The sequence below is a fragment of the Cellulomonas sp. H30R-01 genome, assembly GCF_010119915.1.
Classification (GTDB): Bacteria; Actinomycetota; Actinomycetes; order Actinomycetales; family Cellulomonadaceae; genus Cellulomonas; species Cellulomonas algicola.
In genome coordinates this window covers 1,266,235-1,283,883 of record NZ_CP048210.1, presented here as the reverse complement: position 1 = coordinate 1,283,883, position 17,649 = coordinate 1,266,235, and the positions used below count along the sequence as shown (strand labels likewise).

General features: G+C 74.6%; 13 protein-coding genes. 4 read left to right on the top strand and 9 right to left on the bottom strand.

Annotated features, from left to right (window positions below; genetic code table 11):
* Window positions 1–102 precede the first annotated feature (102 nt).
* Window positions 103–504, top strand: a complete 402-nt coding sequence (locus GXP71_RS05615) for a hypothetical protein (protein WP_162351856.1) — start codon at window positions 103–105, stop codon at window positions 502–504.
* A gap of 46 nt (window positions 505–550) precedes the next feature.
* Window positions 551–1,030, top strand: a complete 480-nt coding sequence (locus GXP71_RS05610) for a hypothetical protein (protein WP_162351855.1) — start codon at window positions 551–553, stop codon at window positions 1,028–1,030.
* A gap of 48 nt (window positions 1,031–1,078) precedes the next feature.
* Here GXP71_RS05610 and GXP71_RS05605 read toward each other — a convergent pair whose 3' ends face one another.
* Window positions 1,079–2,203: an NAD(P)/FAD-dependent oxidoreductase gene (locus GXP71_RS05605; protein ID WP_162351854.1), complete on the bottom strand. Its 1,125-nt coding sequence runs from the start codon at window positions 2,201–2,203 to the stop codon at window positions 1,079–1,081.
* A gap of 352 nt (window positions 2,204–2,555) precedes the next feature.
* Here GXP71_RS05605 and GXP71_RS05600 point away from each other — a divergent pair, with 352 nt between their 5' ends.
* Window positions 2,556–5,138, top strand: coding sequence for a LuxR C-terminal-related transcriptional regulator (locus tag GXP71_RS05600; protein ID WP_162351853.1), 2,583 nt, complete (start codon window positions 2,556–2,558; stop codon window positions 5,136–5,138).
* A 51-nt stretch (window positions 5,139–5,189) separates the two neighbouring features.
* On the opposite strand, the gene GXP71_RS05595 is transcribed toward GXP71_RS05600, so the two are convergent.
* The gene (locus GXP71_RS05595) at window positions 5,190–6,773 is read right to left on the bottom strand and encodes a GMC oxidoreductase (protein WP_162351852.1); all 1,584 of its coding nucleotides are present in this window, start codon (window positions 6,771–6,773) and stop codon (window positions 5,190–5,192) included.
* 118 nt (window positions 6,774–6,891) lie between these two features.
* Between GXP71_RS05595 and zwf the strand changes: the two genes are divergently transcribed.
* On the top strand, window positions 6,892–8,298 hold the full coding sequence (zwf, locus tag GXP71_RS05590; protein WP_162351851.1) for a glucose-6-phosphate dehydrogenase: 1,407 nt from the start codon (window positions 6,892–6,894) through the stop codon (window positions 8,296–8,298).
* Between the two features lie 63 nt (window positions 8,299–8,361).
* Here the strand turns inward: zwf and GXP71_RS05585 are convergent, their stop codons facing one another.
* The 7 genes from GXP71_RS05585 to GXP71_RS05555 form a co-directional block, all read right to left on the bottom strand.
* The gene (locus GXP71_RS05585; protein ID WP_162351850.1) at window positions 8,362–9,693 is read right to left on the bottom strand and encodes an NAD(P)/FAD-dependent oxidoreductase; all 1,332 of its coding nucleotides are present in this window, start codon (window positions 9,691–9,693) and stop codon (window positions 8,362–8,364) included.
* Window positions 9,690–11,552 carry a glycoside hydrolase family 15 protein gene (locus GXP71_RS05580; RefSeq protein WP_162351849.1) on the bottom strand — a complete coding sequence of 621 codons (1,863 nt, stop codon included), beginning with the start codon at window positions 11,550–11,552 and terminating at the stop codon, window positions 9,690–9,692. The genes GXP71_RS05585 and GXP71_RS05580 overlap by 4 nt, the downstream gene beginning before the upstream one ends.
* A 69-nt stretch (window positions 11,553–11,621) precedes the next feature.
* The gene (locus tag GXP71_RS05575; RefSeq protein ID WP_162351848.1) at window positions 11,622–12,665 is read right to left on the bottom strand and encodes a cytochrome d ubiquinol oxidase subunit II; all 1,044 of its coding nucleotides are present in this window, start codon (window positions 12,663–12,665) and stop codon (window positions 11,622–11,624) included.
* Window positions 12,662–14,140 (bottom strand): cytochrome ubiquinol oxidase subunit I, encoded by a 1,479-nt coding sequence (locus tag GXP71_RS05570; protein WP_238402643.1) that lies wholly within the window; start codon window positions 14,138–14,140, stop codon window positions 12,662–12,664. Before GXP71_RS05570 ends, GXP71_RS05575 begins: the two co-directional genes overlap by 4 nt.
* A 113-nt stretch (window positions 14,141–14,253) precedes the next feature.
* Window positions 14,254–14,811, bottom strand: coding sequence for a hypothetical protein (locus tag GXP71_RS05565; protein ID WP_162351847.1), 558 nt, complete (start codon window positions 14,809–14,811; stop codon window positions 14,254–14,256).
* 81 nt (window positions 14,812–14,892) lie between these two features.
* Window positions 14,893–16,932, bottom strand: a complete 2,040-nt coding sequence (locus tag GXP71_RS05560; RefSeq protein WP_162351846.1) for a right-handed parallel beta-helix repeat-containing protein — start codon at window positions 16,930–16,932, stop codon at window positions 14,893–14,895.
* A complete protein-coding gene (locus GXP71_RS05555; protein WP_238402642.1) occupies window positions 16,929–17,489 on the bottom strand; it encodes a hypothetical protein in 561 nt (186 codons plus the stop codon). The genes GXP71_RS05560 and GXP71_RS05555 overlap by 4 nt, the downstream gene beginning before the upstream one ends.
* Window positions 17,490–17,649: the final 160 nt, after the last annotated feature.

Here is a 17,649-nt window from a genome sequence, read left to right as displayed (position 1 = left end):
AGCCGGGCTCGGCGACACGGTCACCTGGCGGCTCGACGGCCGGCCGTCGACCGCACGCGTCGTCGCCGTGTTCGACCGCGGGCTCGCGCCGGGACGTTGCTCGTGTCGGACGAGGGCCTGCGCGGCGCCGGCGTCACGGTGGGACCGGACACGCTGCTCGTCGACGGCGCCACGTCGTCCGTGCGGGCCGCATCGTCGGCCGCCGGCCTGGTGGCGCAGGACGCGGGCTCGTACGTCCGGTCCGTCGCGGAGGCGTCCACCGGTGGTCCCCCGCTCTCCACGGTGCTCGTGCTGCTGCTGCTCGGGTTCGCGGGCCTCGTCGTCCCCGCGCTGACCGGCACGACGCTGGGTCTCCTCGGACCCGTGGTGCCGGCGGTCGACCTGCGCGTCGTCGGAGCGCTGTCCCTCGCGGTCGTGGTCATCCCCCTGGTCGGCACCCCGGCGATCGTCGCGCGCGCCGAGCGTCTCGGCGGCACGGCGGCGGCGAGCACGGGCGACCGCTGACGACCCGTGGCATCGTGGGGCGCGCCGACCACGGGGAGGACGCACGATGACCGGGAAGTCCGACTTCACCGACGACGAGTGGGCACGCGTCGTCCGCGCACCCTTCGTCGCCGGGATGGCGATCTCGCTGGCAGACCCGGGCGGCCCCATCGAGGCCGCGAAGGAGTCGATGGCCTCCGTCCGGTCGGCCACCAACCCGCCGACGCGCGAGCAGCTGCTCGCCGAGGTCGCGCTCGACATCCAGGCCCAGCTGCAGGAGCGTCACAACCCCGCCCAGGGATATCGGCCGACCGCCGCCGGCTCGTCGCCGGGTGAGCAGGTCGTCGCCGAGCTGCGCGAGGTGTACGCCCTCGTGGCCGCGAAGGCGACCGCGGAGGAGGCGTCGGCGTTCGGGGCGTGGCTCGTCCGGACGGCGCAGGACGCCGCGGACGCCGCCAAGGAGGGCGGCTTCATGGGATTCCACGCCGAACGCGTGAGCGCGCGTGAGACGGACATGATCGAGCGCGTCCGCGACGCGGTGTCCTGACGGGGCGTCGTCGGGCGCGCGGGTCCCGCGTCGCCGTCGCGACGACGCTCAGCCGCGCGAGCGCGCCACCGCCCGCGCGATGCGCTCGGCGTCGATCCGCAGCTCGCGGAACATGCCGCTGATCGGGTTGGTGTAGCCGGTGAAGTACAGGCCGGGCCGCGCCGGCCGGGGGCCGTGCGCACGCGGCAGACCTCGCGCGTCGAGGACGCCGAGGTGGCCCACCAGCGGTTCGAGCCCGCGCCGGTACCCGGTCGCCGCGATGACGACGTCCGGCTCGACGCGCGCGCCGTCGGCGAGCACGACCTTCGCGCCCTCGAACGACTCGACCGCGGCGACGGGCTCGATCGCACCCGACTGCACGCCCGCGACCAGCCCGACGTCCTGCAGCGGCACCGAGCCCTCGAGCACACGCGAGTACAGCCCCGTCGTGGGGCGCGGGAGGCCGTGCGCCGACAGGTCGGGCACCTCGACACGCGCGATCAGGCGGGCGGTCGCGTCGACGAGCGGGACGGGCAGGTGCCGCACGACGATGCCGGTGCCCTGGGCGGGCCAGCCGTGGTTCGAACGGCGGACGATGTGCGGCGGCGTGCGGACCGCGAGGCGCACGCGGCCGGCCCCGCCCTCGACCAGGTCGACCGCGATCTCCGCGCCCGTGTTCCCGACGCCCACGACGAGCACGTCGCGGCCGACGTACGGCTCCGGGTTCCGGTACGACGACGCGTGCACGACCTCGCCCGGGAAGTCCTCGACGCCGGGCCACGCGGGCGGCACGGGCGTGTGGTTGTAGCCGGTCGCGACGACGACCGCGCTGCCCTCCATCGTGTCCCCGTCGACCGACCGGAGGCGCCAGCGGTCGTCCGCGCGCTCGACGCGGGCCACCTCGACCCCGGTCCGCACGTCGAGCCGGTGGTGGGCCGCGTACTGCTCGAGGTAGCGGACGACGTCGTCCCGGGCGACCCAGCGCCCGTACGCGCGCGGGATCGGCAGTCCCGGCAGCGACGACCAGCGGCGTGTCGTGTGCAGGTGCAGCCGGTCGTAGTGCCCCCGCCACGACGCCCCGACCGCCGACGACCGCTCGACGACGAGCGCGTCGACCCCGCGCGACCGCAGCGCGGCGGCCGCGGCGAGCCCACCGGGCCCCGCGCCGACCACCAGGACCGGACCTGCCGCCATCCGCCGACCTCCTCCTCGAGTCACGGGCGCGCCCAGCGTTCCACGCGCCCCGCACCGCGCGCCAGCACATCCGGACACGTGTCCAGGTCGCGGGTCCAGGGGCGCGTGGTCTGCTCCGACCGGAGCCGAGCGCGTCCCTCCGCTCCCCGGCCCGTGATGCGCACGGCAGACGAGTGGCGACGCACGGCGGACGGCGCACCTCGGGCGGCGCGCGGCGGACGGCCGGCGGCGGAAGCCGGCGGCTGGACGGCGGGCCTGGCCTTGCGCCCCGCGCCCCGACCGGGCCAGGCTGGCAAGGCCCGTGCGGCACGGCCCACGCCGACGCCGCCGTTCGCGGATGAGGAGGCCGTCCGTGGCCGCTCTGCTCGAGCGCCAGCTCGCGGCGCCCGCCTTCCGCGTGCCGCTCGTGCGGCGACCCACCCTCGTCCGGACGCTCGACGAGGCGGCGGCGAGCTCTCCGCTGACGCTCGTCAGCGCACCCGCGGGGACGGGCAAGACGGCGCTGCTCGCGTCGTGGTGGGGGTCGGCGCGTGCGACCTCCGGCACCGCGTGGCTGTCGGTCGAGCCCGGTGACGACGACGGTGGCCGGTTCTGGCCGTACGTGGCGGCGGCGCTCGCCCGGGCGGGCGTCGACGCCGCGTCGCGGCGGGCAGCGGCGCCCGACCCGGTCGTCCGGCTGGCCGTCGCGCTGACGGGCGCACCGAGCGCGGTCGTGCTCGTCGTCGACGGGGGTCACCTCCTCGCGCCGGGGACGGTCGACGACCTCGACCGACTGGTCCGGCTCGCCGACGGTCGGCTGCGTCTCGTGCTCGCCACGCGCCTCACGCCGCTCCCGCAGGTGCTCGCGCGACGGCTCGCGGGCGAGGTCGTGGAGCTGGGCCGTCCCGACCTCGCGCTGACCGAGGCGGAGGTCGCCGACGCGTGCCACGGCGCCGGCGTCCCGACCGTCGACGCGGCCGCCCTGGCGGACCGCACCGAGGGCTGGGCCGCGGCCGTGCGGTTCGGGGTGCGGTCCGCGGTGCGCGCGGACGGGCGCGCGACACCCGGCGCGGCGGCCTGGGCGGGCGTCGACGGGGACTTCGCGGCATGGTTCTCGAGCCACGTGCTCGACGCGTCGCCGGCCGACGTCCGGGACGCCCTGCTGCGCGGCGCGGTCGCCGAGCGCCTGCGTCCGGGGTTGTTCGACGCGCTCGTCGGCGGGCCGTCGGGCACGCTCTTCACGCAGCTCGTCCGCTCGGGTGCGTTCGCGCGACCTCTCGGGGGCGTCGACGAGTTCCACCACGGTCCGCTCGTCGGGCCGCTGCTGCGCGCCGGGCTCGCCACGCGTGCCGCCGACGCCGTCCCGGACCTGCACGTCACGGCCGCGCGGTGGTGCGCCGAGCACGGGTCGACGGCCGAGGCGCTCGACCACGCGCGCGCGGCGGGTCGCTGGCGTGAGGTGACCGCGGCGGTCGTCGGGCAGACCTCGTTCGGGGTGCTCGTCGCGGGCCCGGCCGACGCCTCACCGACGCTCGGGTCCGCGCTGGCCGCGGTGCCGCCGGACGCCGCGCACGAGCCCACGGTGCTGGCCCGGGCCGCCGGGTCGCTGCTGCGCGGCGACGTGGACGCGGCGCAGCACGTGCTCGCGGCGCGGGCCGGCGCGCGCCCCGACGCGCCCGGTCCGCTCGTCGCCCGGCACCGCGCGCTCCTCGAGCTCGCAGTGGCCCGCGCGCGCGGTGACGTCGCCGCCGGGCTGGCCGCGGTCGCGCGCGTGCAGGAGGCCTGCGCGGCGGACGGCGCACGCGACGCGGACACCGCCCGGGTGCTCGTGCGGGTCCTCGCCGACGAGGCCGAGCTGCACGCGTGGTCGGGCGACCTGGTGCGCGCGCGCCGCGCGTGGGTGCGCGGCGCGGCCGTCGCCGACGAGGCCGGCGACCCCGCCCTCGGCGAGCCGTGCCGTGCGGGTCTCGCGCTGCTCGAGGCGACGTCGGGCGACCTGCGGCGCGCGAGCAGGCTCGCGGCGCTGCCGCGCGACGCCGACCCCGCGACCCCGCGCTCACCCGCCGCGCACGTCGCGCTCGCGTGGGTCGCGACCGAGCACGTGGACCTGCGCGCCGCCCGCCGCCACGTCGGCCGCGCCGGCGACGCGGTGACGGCACCGACGGCCGCGGTGCTCGCGGTGGTGCGTGCCCGGGTGCTGCGCCTGACCGGTCACGTCGCCGAGGCGCGTCGCGTGCTGCGGCGCGCGGTCGAGGCCCACGAGGCCCCGCCGGCCTGGCTCGCGGGTCGGCTGACGGCCGAGCGTGCCGCGTGCGACGACCTGGACGACGTCGTGACCGACGGCACAGGCTCGCCGCCGCCGGACGGGCTCGACGCGGCGCTCGCCCGGGCCCGCGCGCGGCTGGCCCACGGGGACACCGCCCGGGACCCGGCGTTCGTCGACGCGCTCGGCCACGCAGGAGCCCCGCTCGACAGCCGCGTGACCGGCTGGCTCCTCGAGGCCGAGCGGCTGCTCGCGCTCGGCCAGACCCGTCCCGCGACGGCGGCGCTGCGCCACGCGCTGCACCTCGCGGGCCGCGAGCGGCTCCGACGGCCCTTCGTCGAGGCGCACCCGCGCGTGCTCCACCTGCTGCGGTCCGAGCCACGGCTCGCCGACGCGGGCCGCTGGCTCGACGGCACCGGCGGGCTGCTCGACGGCGCGGACGACGTGCCGACGGGCACCGCCACGGCTCCCGGCACCCGACGGCTCTACCCCGTCGAGCCCCTCACGGCCCGCGAGCGCGAGACGCTCGACCACCTCGCGGCGCTGCTGTCGACCGAGGAGACGGCGCTGTCGATGGGGGTCTCCGTGAACACCGTGCGCACGCACGTGCGGCACATCCTCGCGAAGCTCTCGGCGTCGGGGCGGAACGAGGCGATCCGTCGTGCGCGCGACCTCAACCTGCTGTCCGCCTGACGCCGCACGGGCCGCCCGCGACCCGGCAGGCACGCCCCTGGACGCCGTGCGTCAGCGCAGCCGCTCCACCAGGTGGTCCCCCACGCGCAGCGCGTTCGCGATCGCGGTGAGCGACGGGTTCACGGCGCCGATCGAGGGGAAGAAGCTCGTGTCGACGACGTAGAGGTTGTCGAGGTCGTGGGCCTTGCAGAACGGGTCGAGCGCGCTCGTCGTGGGGTCGGTGCCGAACCGGACGGTCCCGGCCTGGTGCGCGGTCGCGCCGATGGGCATGGACTTGTGCAGGTAGAGGCTGTGGTCGAGCAGCCGGTGGTGCTGCATGCCGAGGTGCGACAGCAGCCCGTCGAGCCGGTGCCGCAGCCGGCGCACGCCCTCGACGTTGTTGTCCTCGTCGAGCGCGAGGTGCACGCGGCCGTCCTTGTCGACCGTGACGCGGTTGTCGGGCCGCGGGAGGTCCTCGCCGCACAGCCAGAAGTCGACGGCGTGGTGCGCGATGACCTCGAACGGCAGGTCCGGCGACAGCTTCCCCGCCCAGCGCGGCGCCTCGGCGTGGATCATCGCGTCGTCGGACTTGCCGAGCATCTGGATGCCGCCGAGCGGGTAGTCCCAGTCGTCGGCGCCGAGGTACCAGTCGTTGACCGCGAGCGTCTTCTGGAACCGTGTCGGGTTGGGCTCGACGGACACGGCCATGACGGCGACGTTGTTGTGCCGCATGTAGTGCCGTCCGACGACGCCCGAGCTGTTCGCGAGGCCCTCCGGGTGCGCGTCGGTCGCGGAGCGCAGGAGCAGGGCCGCGGAGTTCACGGCGCCGCACGCGACGACGACGAGGTCGCTCGTGAAGGTCGTCGTCGTGCCGTCCTCGAGCGTCGCCACGACACCCGTCACCGACCGTCCGGACGCGTCGGTGACCAGCCGGTCGACGGCCGCGCCGGTCACGAGCGTGACGTTGCCCTGCTCGAGGACCGGGTCCACGCAGATCACCTGCGCGTCCGACTTGGCCTGCACGAGGCACGGGAACCCGTCGACGCGCGTGCACCGGATGCAGGCGGACGACCGGCTCGCGACGCCGGGGGCGTCCTCGTGGAGGTCGACGCCGATCGGCAGGTGGAACGGGTGCAGGCCGGCCGCCTCGAGGTCGTCGCTGAGCTGCTGGATGCGCGGCTCGTGCGCGACGGGCTCGTAGGCGTACTGCGCGGACGCGGGACCCTCGGTCGGGTCCTCGCCGTGCCGTCCGTGCACCTTGTACAGGTGCTCGGCCTGCGTGTAGTAGGGCTCGAGGTCGTCGTAGCCGATCGGCCATGCGGGCGAGATCCCGCCGTGGTGGACGATCTCGCCGAAGTCCTCGGGCCGCAGCCGGAACAGCGCGGCGCCGTAGAACTTGGTGTTGCCGCCGACGTAGTAGTTCACCTCGGGCTGGAACTCGTGCCCGTGCCGGTCGTACCACTGCTCGTGCGCGAGGTACGTGCCGCGCACGAACACCGCCGTGGTGTCCCAGTTGTCGAGCTCGCGCGGCAGGAACGACCCGCGCTCGAGCCACAGGACGCGCACGCCCTGCGTCGCGAGGCGGTGCCCGATCGTGCCGCCGCCCGCGCCGGTCCCGATCACGATGACGTCGTAGTGCTGCTGCTCCTCGGCCATGCGCACCACCGTGGCCGCGCGCGCCCGGTCCGCCGTCGTCCGCAACGGATGACGACACGGGTGCGCCGGGCCGTTTGGCTCGGGGGTGTCAACGGACCCGACGCTGCGGGAGGCGGCCATGGGAGCAGCAGGTGGTGGGGGCGCGACGCGCCCCGCCGACGTCCTCGTGATCTTCGGCATCACGGGCGACCTCGCCCACGTCATGACGTTCCGCTCGTTGTACCGGCTCGAGCGGCGCGGGCTGCTCGACGTGCCCGTCGTGGGGGTCGCGGCGGACGACTGGACGCTCGAGCAGCTCGCCGACCGCGCGCGCACGTCGATCGCCGAGACGGGCGAGACGATCGACGAGGACGTGCTGAAGCGGTTCCTCGGCCGGCTGTCCTACGTGAGCGGCGACTTCACGGACCCCGAGACGTACGAGCGCGTCGCGAAGGCCGTCGACGGCGCCGTGACGCCCGTGTTCTACCTGGAGATCCCGCCGTTCCTGTTCGGTCGGGTCGTCCAGGGCCTCGCGGAGGCGGAGCTCACCGAGCACGCGCGCGTCGTGGTCGAGAAGCCCTTCGGTCACGACCAGCAGTCGGCGACCGCGCTCGCCGACGAGCTGCACGAGCACCTCGACGAGTCGCAGCTGTTCCGGATCGACCACTACCTCGGGAAGATGGGCCTCGAGGAGATCCTGCACCTGCGCTTCGCGAACGCGATCCTCGAGCCCCTGTGGAGCCGGAACTACCTCGAGTGCGTGCAGATCACGATGGCCGAGGACTTCGGCGTCGAGACGCGCGGCCACTTCTACGACCCGGTCGGCGCGCTGCGCGACGTCGTCGTCAACCACCTCATGCAGGTCGTCGCGGCGTCGGCGATGGAGCCGCCGTCACGCGGGGACCCGGCCACCCTCAAGGACGCGCAGACGGCGCTGTTCCGGGCCGTCGTCGAGGCGGACCCGCGGCACTACGTCCGTGGCCAGTACGACGGCTACACGCAGATCCCGGGCGTCGCGCCGGGCTCGACGACCGAGACGTTCGCGGCGCTGCGCCTCGAGATCGAGAACTGGCGGTGGGCGGGCGTGCCGTTCTTCCTGCGCACCGGCAAGCGGCTGCCGACGACGCAGACCGAGCTGCGTCTCGTGTTCAAGCGTCCGCCGCGCCTCGGGTTCGGCCCGTGGAGCCACGAGCCCGAGCCGAACCAGCTCGTGGTGCGGCTCGACCCGTCGACCGGCATCCGCATCCGCGTCGACGCACGCCGCGCCGACGTCGCGCGCGTCGCGCCGATCATGCTCGACATGCAGTTCGCCGACGAGGGCGGAGAAGGACCGACGCCGTACGAGGTGCTGCTGCAGGCGGCGCTCGCGGGCGAGAGCACGCGGTTCTCGCGGCAGGACGCGATCGAGGAGACGTGGCGCGTCATGCAGCCGCTGCTCGACGCCCCTCCCCCGGTCCACGCGTACGCGCCCGGCTCGTGGGGGCCCGCGGCAGCCGACGCGCTCCCCGACGGGTTCGGCGGCTGGCACGAGCCCTGGGTCGGCTGAGCCCGGCGACGAGCCCGTCGGGTCCGCACCGCGCCCCGTCACCGGCGCGGTGCGGACCCGACGTCAGACGCCGGGCGTCCGGGCGGGCGTGCCGTCGACGACGATGTGCGGCACGTCCGCCTCGTCGTCCCCCCACGCGATGCGGTGCGGCGTCGACGACATCTCGACGAGCGCGGCGTGGTCGCGGTCGAAGTAGTCCCACCCCCACGACAGGAACGCGTCGGCCTTGCTGTGCGCGCCGCTCAGGAGCATCGCGTGCACGCCGAGCCAGGCGGCGAACGCGACGGGCCCGTCGACCTGGTGGTGCTTGCGGCCGACCTCGGCGACGGCGGCGTTGCGGCCGATCATCGCCATGATGCCCTTGTCGCGGTACCGGAACGGGTGCGGGTCCTCCCCCGCGCGCTCGCGCAGCAGGTTGTCCGCGGCCGTGCGGCCGGACTGCTGCGCGACCGACCCGAGCTGAGGCAAGGTGCGGTCGCTGTCGCCGTCCGGGACGTTGGCGGCGTCGCCGACCGCGTACACGTGGTGCAGGCCCTCGACGCGCAGGTCCGGTCGCACGGTGACCCGCCCGCCCCGGCCCGTGGGCACGCCCGCACCGGCAAGGATCGGCGCTGCGGACTCCCCGCCGCCCCAGACGACCGTCCGCGCGGGCAGCACCGTGCCGTCGGTGAGCTCGACCCGGTCGGCGTGCACCGCCGCGACGCCCGTGCCGAGCCGCACGTCGACGCCGTGCCGCACCAGGTGCTCGTGCGCGTACGCGTGCGACGCCTCGGCGAACGGTGCCAGCAGCGCGGACCCGCGGTCGACGAGCGTGACCTTCGCCGGGCCGGCCAGCCGCCCGGTGTGCGCGAGCGCGGCGAACAGCTCCGCGACCGCGCCCGCGGTCTCGACCCCCGTCGGGCCACCGCCCACGACGACGACGTGCCGGGCGCCGTCGGGCGCGTCCGCCCCCGTGCGCACGACGTCGTGCAGGTGCCGCCGCAGCCGCTCGGCGTCGGCGACCGAGTACAGCGGGAACGCGTGCTCGGCGGCGCCGGGCACCCCGAAGAACTCCGGTTGCGCGCCCGCGGCGAGCACGAGCGCCGAGCCCCGCAGCACCTGCCCGTCGGCGAGCGTGACGGCGCGGGCGCCGGCGTCGACCGCGACGGCCTCGATCGTGCGCACCTGGACCGCCGGGTGCCGCCGGAACACCGTCCGGTGCGGGCGGGCGACGTCCTCGGCGGGCAGCTGCGACGTCGCGACCTGGTACAGCAGCGGCTGGAACTGGTGGTAGTCGTTGCGGTCGACGAGCACGACGGGCACGTCGGCATCGGCGAGCCGGTGCGCGCACGCGACGCCCGCGAGCCCGCCGCCCAGCACCACGACGGGCAGGTCCGCGACCTCCCCGGCACTCACAGCGACAGCTCCCGCCGGTAGTCGTCGAGGACGATCCGGCCGGCCGCCTCGATGAGGGCGAGGTGCGAGAACGCCTGCGGCACGTTGCCGAGGTGCCGCGCACGCTCGACCTCGAACTCCTCCGCGTACAGGCCGAGCGGCGACGCGATCCGCAGCAGCCGCTCCATGACGGCGTTGGCCCGGTCCATCTCCCCGATCGCCGCGAGCGCGGACACCAGCCAGAACGAGCAGATGAGGAACGTGCCCTCCTTGCCCGACAAGCCGTCGTCGGTCTCGTCCGTGCGGTAGCGCAGCACGAACCCGTTCTCCGTGAGGTCCCGTTCGACGGCCTCGACGGTCGCGCGGATGCGCGGGTCCGTGCCGGGCAGGAAGCCGAACAGCGGCGCGAGCAGCGTGGAGGCGTCGAGCGCCTCGGTGTCGTAGTGCTGCCGCAGCACGCCCGCGTCGCTCACGCCGTGCTCGAGGATGTCCGCCTTGATGACGTCGGCCTCCGCACGCCACGTCGCCTCGCGCTCGGCGTCGTCACGGATCCCCGCGAGCTTCGCGGCCCGGTCCAGGGCCACCCAGCCCATGAGCTTCGACGACACGTAGTGCTGCGGCTTCCCGCGAGCCTCCCAGATGCCCTGGTCGGGCTCGCGCCAGGCCTTCATCGCCGCCGTCGCCTGCGACTCGACGAGCGGCCACAGCCGTCGCGGCAGGTGGGAGCTGCGGGCCGTGTGCAGCAGGATCGAGTCGAGCACCGCGCCGTAGACGTCGTTCTGCCGCTGGTCGAACGCGCCGTTCCCGATGCGCACCGGGTGCGCGCCCTCGTAGCCGCTCAGCTCGTCGCGCGTGGTCTCGGTGAGGTCCCGGCGGCCGTCGATCCCGTACATGATCTGCAGGCTGCCGTCCTCGGTCGGTTCGAGGTCCGCGACGAACTGCATGAACTCGTCGGCCTCCCAGTCGAGGTTGAGGTAGTGCAGCGCCTGCAGCGTGAACGTCGTGTCGCGGATCCACGTGTAGCGGTAGTCCCAGTTCCGCTCGCCGCCCGGCGTCTCCGGCAGCGACGTCGTGAGCGCCGCGACCGTCGCGCCCGTCGGCATGTACGTCAGCCCCTTGATCGTCAGCGCCGAGCGCTCGATCGCCGGGCGGAGATGGTGGTCGGGCACCCGCGCCCGCGACAGCCACTGGCGCCAGAAGTGGATCGTGGCCTCGACGCGGGCCACGGCGTCCTGCGCGTCGGTCGGCGCGGCGAGCGTCGCGGACCACGACAGCGCGCAGAACGCGGTCTGCCCCGTCTCGAGCACGTGCCGGGCGCGCGCCGACCCGCCCTCGATGCCGATGAGCATGTCGGTCGAGAGCCGGAAGGTCTGCCCGGCGCCGGTCGCGTCGGCGGTGTGGTCGTCGTCGCCCACCAGCGTCCAGGTGGCAGGCGTGCGGCCGTAGTCGAACGCCGGCTCGCACACGAGCTCGACCTCGACCGACCCGCGCAGGCACTCGACGGTGCGCACGAGCATGTGCTGCGTGTCGTCGTCGGCGGGCGGGCGCGTGTGCGGCGTCACGACGTCGGGCCCGGTCCGGGGACCCATGACGAGCGCGTCCCGCACCACGAGCCAGCCGCTCGGCGTGTGCCACGTGGTCGTCATGACGTTGGTGCCCGGCTCGTACGCGCGCGCCGTGGGGACGTTGATGTCGTACGGGCCGAACCGGAACGAGCCCGCGCCACGGTCGAGCAGGTTGCCGAACACGCTCGCCGAGTCGAACGCCGGCAGGCACAGCCAGTCGACGGAGCCGTCCGGAGCCACCAGCGCGCCCGTGTGGCAGTCGGAGAGGAACGCGTAGTCGGCGATCGGCGGGAACGGGGAGAGGGACGGTGACACGGGTGGGCTCCTCACGCTCGGCACGCGCGGGCCGCCCGGTGCGACCCGCGGCGAGATTCGGGTGGTGCGTCACCGGCGCGGGCTCTCGACCGCGTCCGCGTCGGCGGTCTCGACTCCTTCCTCGGGCAGGAGCCCGCGCTGCGCGAGCACGTAGAGCAGCACGAACGCCGGTCCGACGAGCAGCACGCCGGCGACGACCGCGACGACGAGCGCGGTGAGCGTGCCGGCGGGCGCGGCGGCGTCGGCGACCGTGAGCTGCCCCGGCAGCAGGTACGGCCACTGCGCGACGCCCCAGGCGACGACCAGCGTCACGACCGCGAGCGCGGCGAGCAGCCGGGCGCCGCGCGGCACGTCGCGCACGAGCAGCACGAGCGCACCGACGCCGCACGCGGCGCTCACGACGACGAGCGGCAGCGCGCGCGTCGTGAGGCCCTCGAACACGTCGGGCGCCTCCGCCCGCAGGTCCACGAGGCCGACGGCGGCGACCACCCCGGCGACGACCGCCGCGACGACGGCCCGCTTCCGGAAGTACGCCGTCATCGCCGTGTCGCCCGCGTGCCGCGCGTCGCGCACCAGGTAGACCGCGGCGACGTAGGCGGCCAGCGCGACGGCGAGGATCCCGACGCTGACCGACGTGAGGTTGAGCCAGCTGTCGACCGGGTCGCCCGCACGACCGCCCGCGGGGACCCGGCCGGACGCGATGCCGCCGGCGACCGCGCCGAAGCAGAACGGGACCAGCACCGAGGACAGCGCGAACCCGCCCCCGAACACGCGCCGCACGCGCGTCGTCACGACGGCCTTGCGGAACGCGAACGACGCGCCGCGCAGCACGATCCCGAGCGCCGCGATCGTCAGGGGCACGAACATCGTCAGCCAGATCGACTGGTAGGCCTCGGGGAACCCCGCCCACGTGACGACCAGCACGAAGATCAGCCAGACGTGGTTCGCCTCCCACACCGGCCCGATCGAGTGCTCGACGACGTCACGCGGCGCGGCCCCCCGCTCCGCTCCCCCGGCGGTGAGGTCCCAGAACCCCGCGCCGAAGTCCGCGCCCGCGAACACCGCGTACGCGGCGATCGCGAGCAGCAGCACGAGCGCGACGGTCGTGCTCACGGCACGGGCTCCTTGTCGGCGTGGCGCTCGTCCCCTGGCCGCTCGTCCTCCGCCGGCGTCGTGCGCCGCACCGCGTCGCTCGTCGGACCGTACGGGGTGTCGTCGTCGACGAACCCCGCGGTGCGCCGGAACCGCCGGCTCATGGCGCGCAGCACGAGCACGGTCGTGACGCCGAGCGCCAGGTACAGGCCCGCGACCGCGAGGAACGTGACCCACACGCCTTCGTTGCCCGTGGCCGCGTCCTCGACACGCATGACCTCGTAGACGATCCACGGTTGGCGCCCGACCTCGGTGACGATCCAGCCGGCCTCCATCGCGAGGATCGCCAGCACCCCCGAGCACGCCGCGACGCCGAGGAACAGCCGCCCCGTGGGCGCGCGCCGTCGCACCAGCCAGTGCACGCCGTACCAGACCGCCAGCAGGAGCAGCAGCGTGCCGATCCCGACCATGACGTCCCACGCGAGGTGCACGATGTTCGTCTCGCGGATCGACGGCCGCTCGTCGGGCGGCACCGAGTCGAGCCCCTGCACGACCGTCGACCGCCCGGTGCTCGGGTCGGACAGCCACGACGCGAGCCCCGGGATGGCGATGCCGCCCTGCACCTGACCGTCCTGGTCGAGATGCCCCAGCAGCGTCTCCGGCACGTCCGAGCTCGTCGTCGGGACCAGCTCGATCGCCGCGAACTTCACGGGCTGGTTGTCGTAGACCCACCGCGCGAGCCCGTCGCCCACGCCCATCTGGACCGGCGCCGCGATCGCGGCGACCGTGAACGCGATCGTGAACCCGAGCCGGTGGTACCGGTCGCGCCGACCGCGCAGCATCGCGACGGCGTACACCGACGCGACGAGGAACCCGCCGACCAGGTACGCCGCGACCAGCATGTGCGCCGCCTGCCAGGGCATCGAGTCGTTGAAGATCACGCGCACCGGGTCGACGTCCACGACGTCCCCCTGCGCGTCGAGCGTGTACCCCGTCGGCGCGTTCATCCAGGCGTTCGCCGCGACCACGGAGATCGTCCCGAGCGCCCCCGCGAGCACCACGGGAACGCCCGTCCAGAAGTGCGGCCACGGCCGCAGCCGCTTCCACCCGAAGATGTAGATCGCGACGAAGATCGCCTCGACGAAGAAGAACAGCCCCTCGAACGCGAACGGCACGCCGAACGCCTCGCCCCACTGCCCCATGAACCGCGGCCACAGCAGCCCGAACTCGAAGCTCAGCACCGTCCCCGTCACGGCGCCGACGGCGAACGTCACCGCCATGTACTTCGACCACCGCTGCGCGAGCTCGAGCGCGTCGCGGTCGTCGTGCTTCACCGCCCGGTAGTTCGCGATCAGCGCCATCGCCGCCCACGACACGCCCAGCGGCACCAGGATGATGTGGAACCCCAGCGTGAACGCCATCTGCGACCGCGCCCACGGCACCGGGTCCACCGCGGCGAGCGCCGTCAGCACGGCGGACGTCTGGCTCAGGTCCACGTCGCGACTCCTCGGCGTGCGGCGACGATCGGATGGAGGACGTGCGGTGGTGCTCGTGGTGCCGCGCTCTGCGGTGGCGCCGGGGCGCGTCGCTGTGGCGCGTCGAGGGCCGGTCAGCCGGGAGTCGGTGCCCAGGTGACCGGCCCGGCGGAGCCCGCGGCGCTGCGCGGCTGGACGTCGAGCATGATCTGGTCGCCCAGGTCGACCGTGACCGGTGCGTTCTCGTCGACGTCGTCCGGCACGCCGACCACCGACGTCGTCGGGACGAAGTCCATCGTGCACGGGCCGTCCGACGTCGCCCCGACCTTCACGGTCAGCACGCCGCCCGCGGCCGTCGCCTCGGGCTCAGCGACGATCGGGCACGTGCTCGAGCCGAACGTGATCACGTAGAGGAGGCCCTCGTCGGGCGCCCAGGCCGCACCCGGTGACCCGGAGTCGTCGGGAGGGGTGACGCCCTCCGGCAGGCCCGACCCGGTGACGCCCGCCTCGAGGACGGCGTCCTGGATCGCCTGCGGTGACGCGGACGCGGTGGCGCTCGGGGAAGGGGACCTGCTCGTCGGCTCGTCCTCTGGCTCCCCGCCCCCGGAGGAGGCACAGGAGCTCGCCGTCGCCATCACGACGACGGGGATGATGCTCGCGGCTGCTGCACGACGGACCGCCCCCAGTCCCATGGACCCGACCATACCGCCGCAAAGCGTCCTGTCCAGGGGGCGGCCACTCCTGACCTGCGAGCGGCGGTCCCCGAGACCTGTCTACCGCCGGCGCGCCGGGCCCGGTGCGGCGAGGAACCGCGTGCCGGGTGCCGCGGCGGCGAACGGCCCGGGCACGACCCGGTCCCGTGGGATCCCGAAGACGTCCACGCTCAGGTCCAGGTCGGACCCGTCGGGGTCGGTCCACGGCATCTCGGCCTGGTAGCTCGTCCCGAGGCGCGCGGTCGTCACCGGGACGACGACGTCGATGTCGTCCGCGTCGTCGACGTCGACGCGGACGGTCCCCGCGTCGGCGTCGACCACCGTGACGCGCACCGGCGACGTGCCCACCACGCGGGCGGAGGGCTCCGCGCGGAACGGCTCGGCGCCCTGCGCGTAGAGGTTGCCCTCGACCCACACGGGGAGCCGCGGCCCGGCGAGGTCGCTGCCGCGCTCGTCCGGGTACTCCTGCGCCGTCGGGTAGGCGTCGTACTGCGACGTGCCCACGGGGGTCGGCACGAAGGTCGCCTGGCCCGGCACGCCGTCCATGTCGATCGCCCCGGACCAGAAGCTGGCGAGCGCCGGCCCGTCCGGTGCGTCCGGACCGACGGCGTCGCTGGTGGCGGGGTCACCGACGAAGAGGTTGTTGTAGAACCGGTCGTCACCGCCCAGGATGTTCGAGACGCCGTAGACGGCCGTCGAGTGCGGGAGGTGGTACGGGGTGTACCGCTGGTGCTCGGTGCAGTTCGCGATGCGCCCCGCGACGTAGTTGTGCACGTACGCGCCGCCGGTGGACATGTCCTTGACCGCCCACGGGGACAGGAACAGGTTCGAGTCCACGAGGTACGGGCCGTGGCAGACCTCGACCATGAAGTCCTCGGCGGTCGAGGCGTAGAAGACGTTGCGCCGCACCTGGGTGCCCTGGGCCTGCCAGTCGAGCCACAGCGCGCGGTGCGTGTGGTGGATCGTGTTCCCGCTGATCACCGTGTCGATCGCGGCGTGCAGCTTGATCCCGGCCACCTCGGCGCCGTGCCACTGCCGCTTCACGTGGATGCGGAAGACGTGGTTGTCGGCGATCGTCGAGAACGCCGCCCCGAGATGCCCGACGACGCCGGCCTGCTCGCAGTCCCGGATCGTGTTGCGGCGCACGACGTGGGAGCCGACGTGGTCCCGGTGCCACGGGTGCGGCTCGCCCGCATCCGGCCCGCCCAGGACGAGCGCCCGCTGGATCACCTCGCGCTCGCGCTGCGTGCCGCCCTTGGCGCCGGCCGGCCCGGCGGCCGCCTCGTTCTGCCCGGTGCTGGCCTCCTTGCCGAGCGAGACGCCGACGTTCTTCGAGTCGGTGATCGTGTTGTCCTCGATCACCCAGCCCGTCGACCAGTGGGGGCCGATCAGCCCTTCCTGCAGCGCCGTGGGCGGGGCCCACTGCGTGGCGGCCTTCGTCAGGGTGAACCCGCGCACGGTGATGTGGTCGATGCCCGTCTGCGAGGGCCAGAAGACGAAGGTGCGCGCGTTGATCTCGACCTCGTGCGCGGCCGGGTCGGCGCCCCCGAAGTTCGCCCAGATCGTCGTGACGTCGTCGCCCACCTCGCAGTACCAGGTGAGCAGCGAGCCCTCCGGGTCGAACGAGTCCGGGGTGACCTCGGGGTGCTCGACGCCGCCGAGCGTCAGCGACTCGTACATCGACTTCCCGTCGAGGTACACCTCACCCGTGTGCCAGGTGTTGACCCGGTCGAAGAACCAGTCCCCGCCGATGCGCTCCGCGTACGGGTTGCGCGCCCCGAACAGGGTGTTCGGCACCTCCGTGACCCAGACCCGGCCCTCGGCACCGGGGTGGGGCCGCCAGTCGGTGACCACCTCGGCGCCGGAGATCGTGACCGGCTCGAAGCGCCCGTCCGGCCCCACCGCCGCCTGGTACGTGATCGGCGCGTCGGCCGTGCCGCCGCGTGGTGGGTTCACCCACTCCCGGTACACGCCTTCGTGCACCACGACGGTGTCGCCCGCCACGGCCGCCTGAGCGGCGCGGTCGATGGTCCGGAACGGGGCCTCGGCCGACCCGTCAGCCCTGTCGGCGCCGGTGACGGCGACGTGCAGGAAGGTCACGACAGCGCCTCTCGTCGATCGGTGGAGTCCTCCGCCTCCCGGGGCTCCGGTGGCACGAACCCCCGGGCGACGAAGAACCGCTCGAGCAGGTAGCACCACCACACGAGGATCAGACCGGGCACCACGAGCACCGCGATCGGGACGTTCCAGAGGACGACGCCCCCGAGGACGGCGGCGATCGCGAGCAGGAACGTCAGGCTGGGCGTCGTCAGCCCCAAGGTGAACCCGTTGCGCAGCTGGCGCCAGGTGGGGTTGGTGAAACGGGCGACGAGGGGGAGGCACCAGAAGAGCAGGAGCAGGAGGAAGAGCCCGACGACGAGGAGCGGCACGAGGACCTCGGCCAGCCCGGACGTGGGCAGGTACGAGAGCGAGACGATGCCGGCGGCTGCGACCGGGACGGCCAGCAGCCCGACGACGGTCGCCTGCGTCCCGCTCTGCCGCCAGGCCTTCGTGGCGACCGCCCAGAGGCCTGCGTCCTTGCCCAGGACGTACCGGCGGCAGACCTCGTAGGCGATGACGGTTCCCGCGCCCGCCGTCACGACGAGGCCGACGCTCACGAGCCAGAACAGGCTGATCAGGATGACGGAGCCGAGCGAGTCGAGGATGCGCCACAGCCGCGACGCGGGGTTGAAGCGGAAGATGGTCGGGGCCTCTCGGTGCGGCGGAGGTGGCGGGTCCTGCGGACGGGGGTCGGCCTCCCGCGCCGTGCGGGAGGCC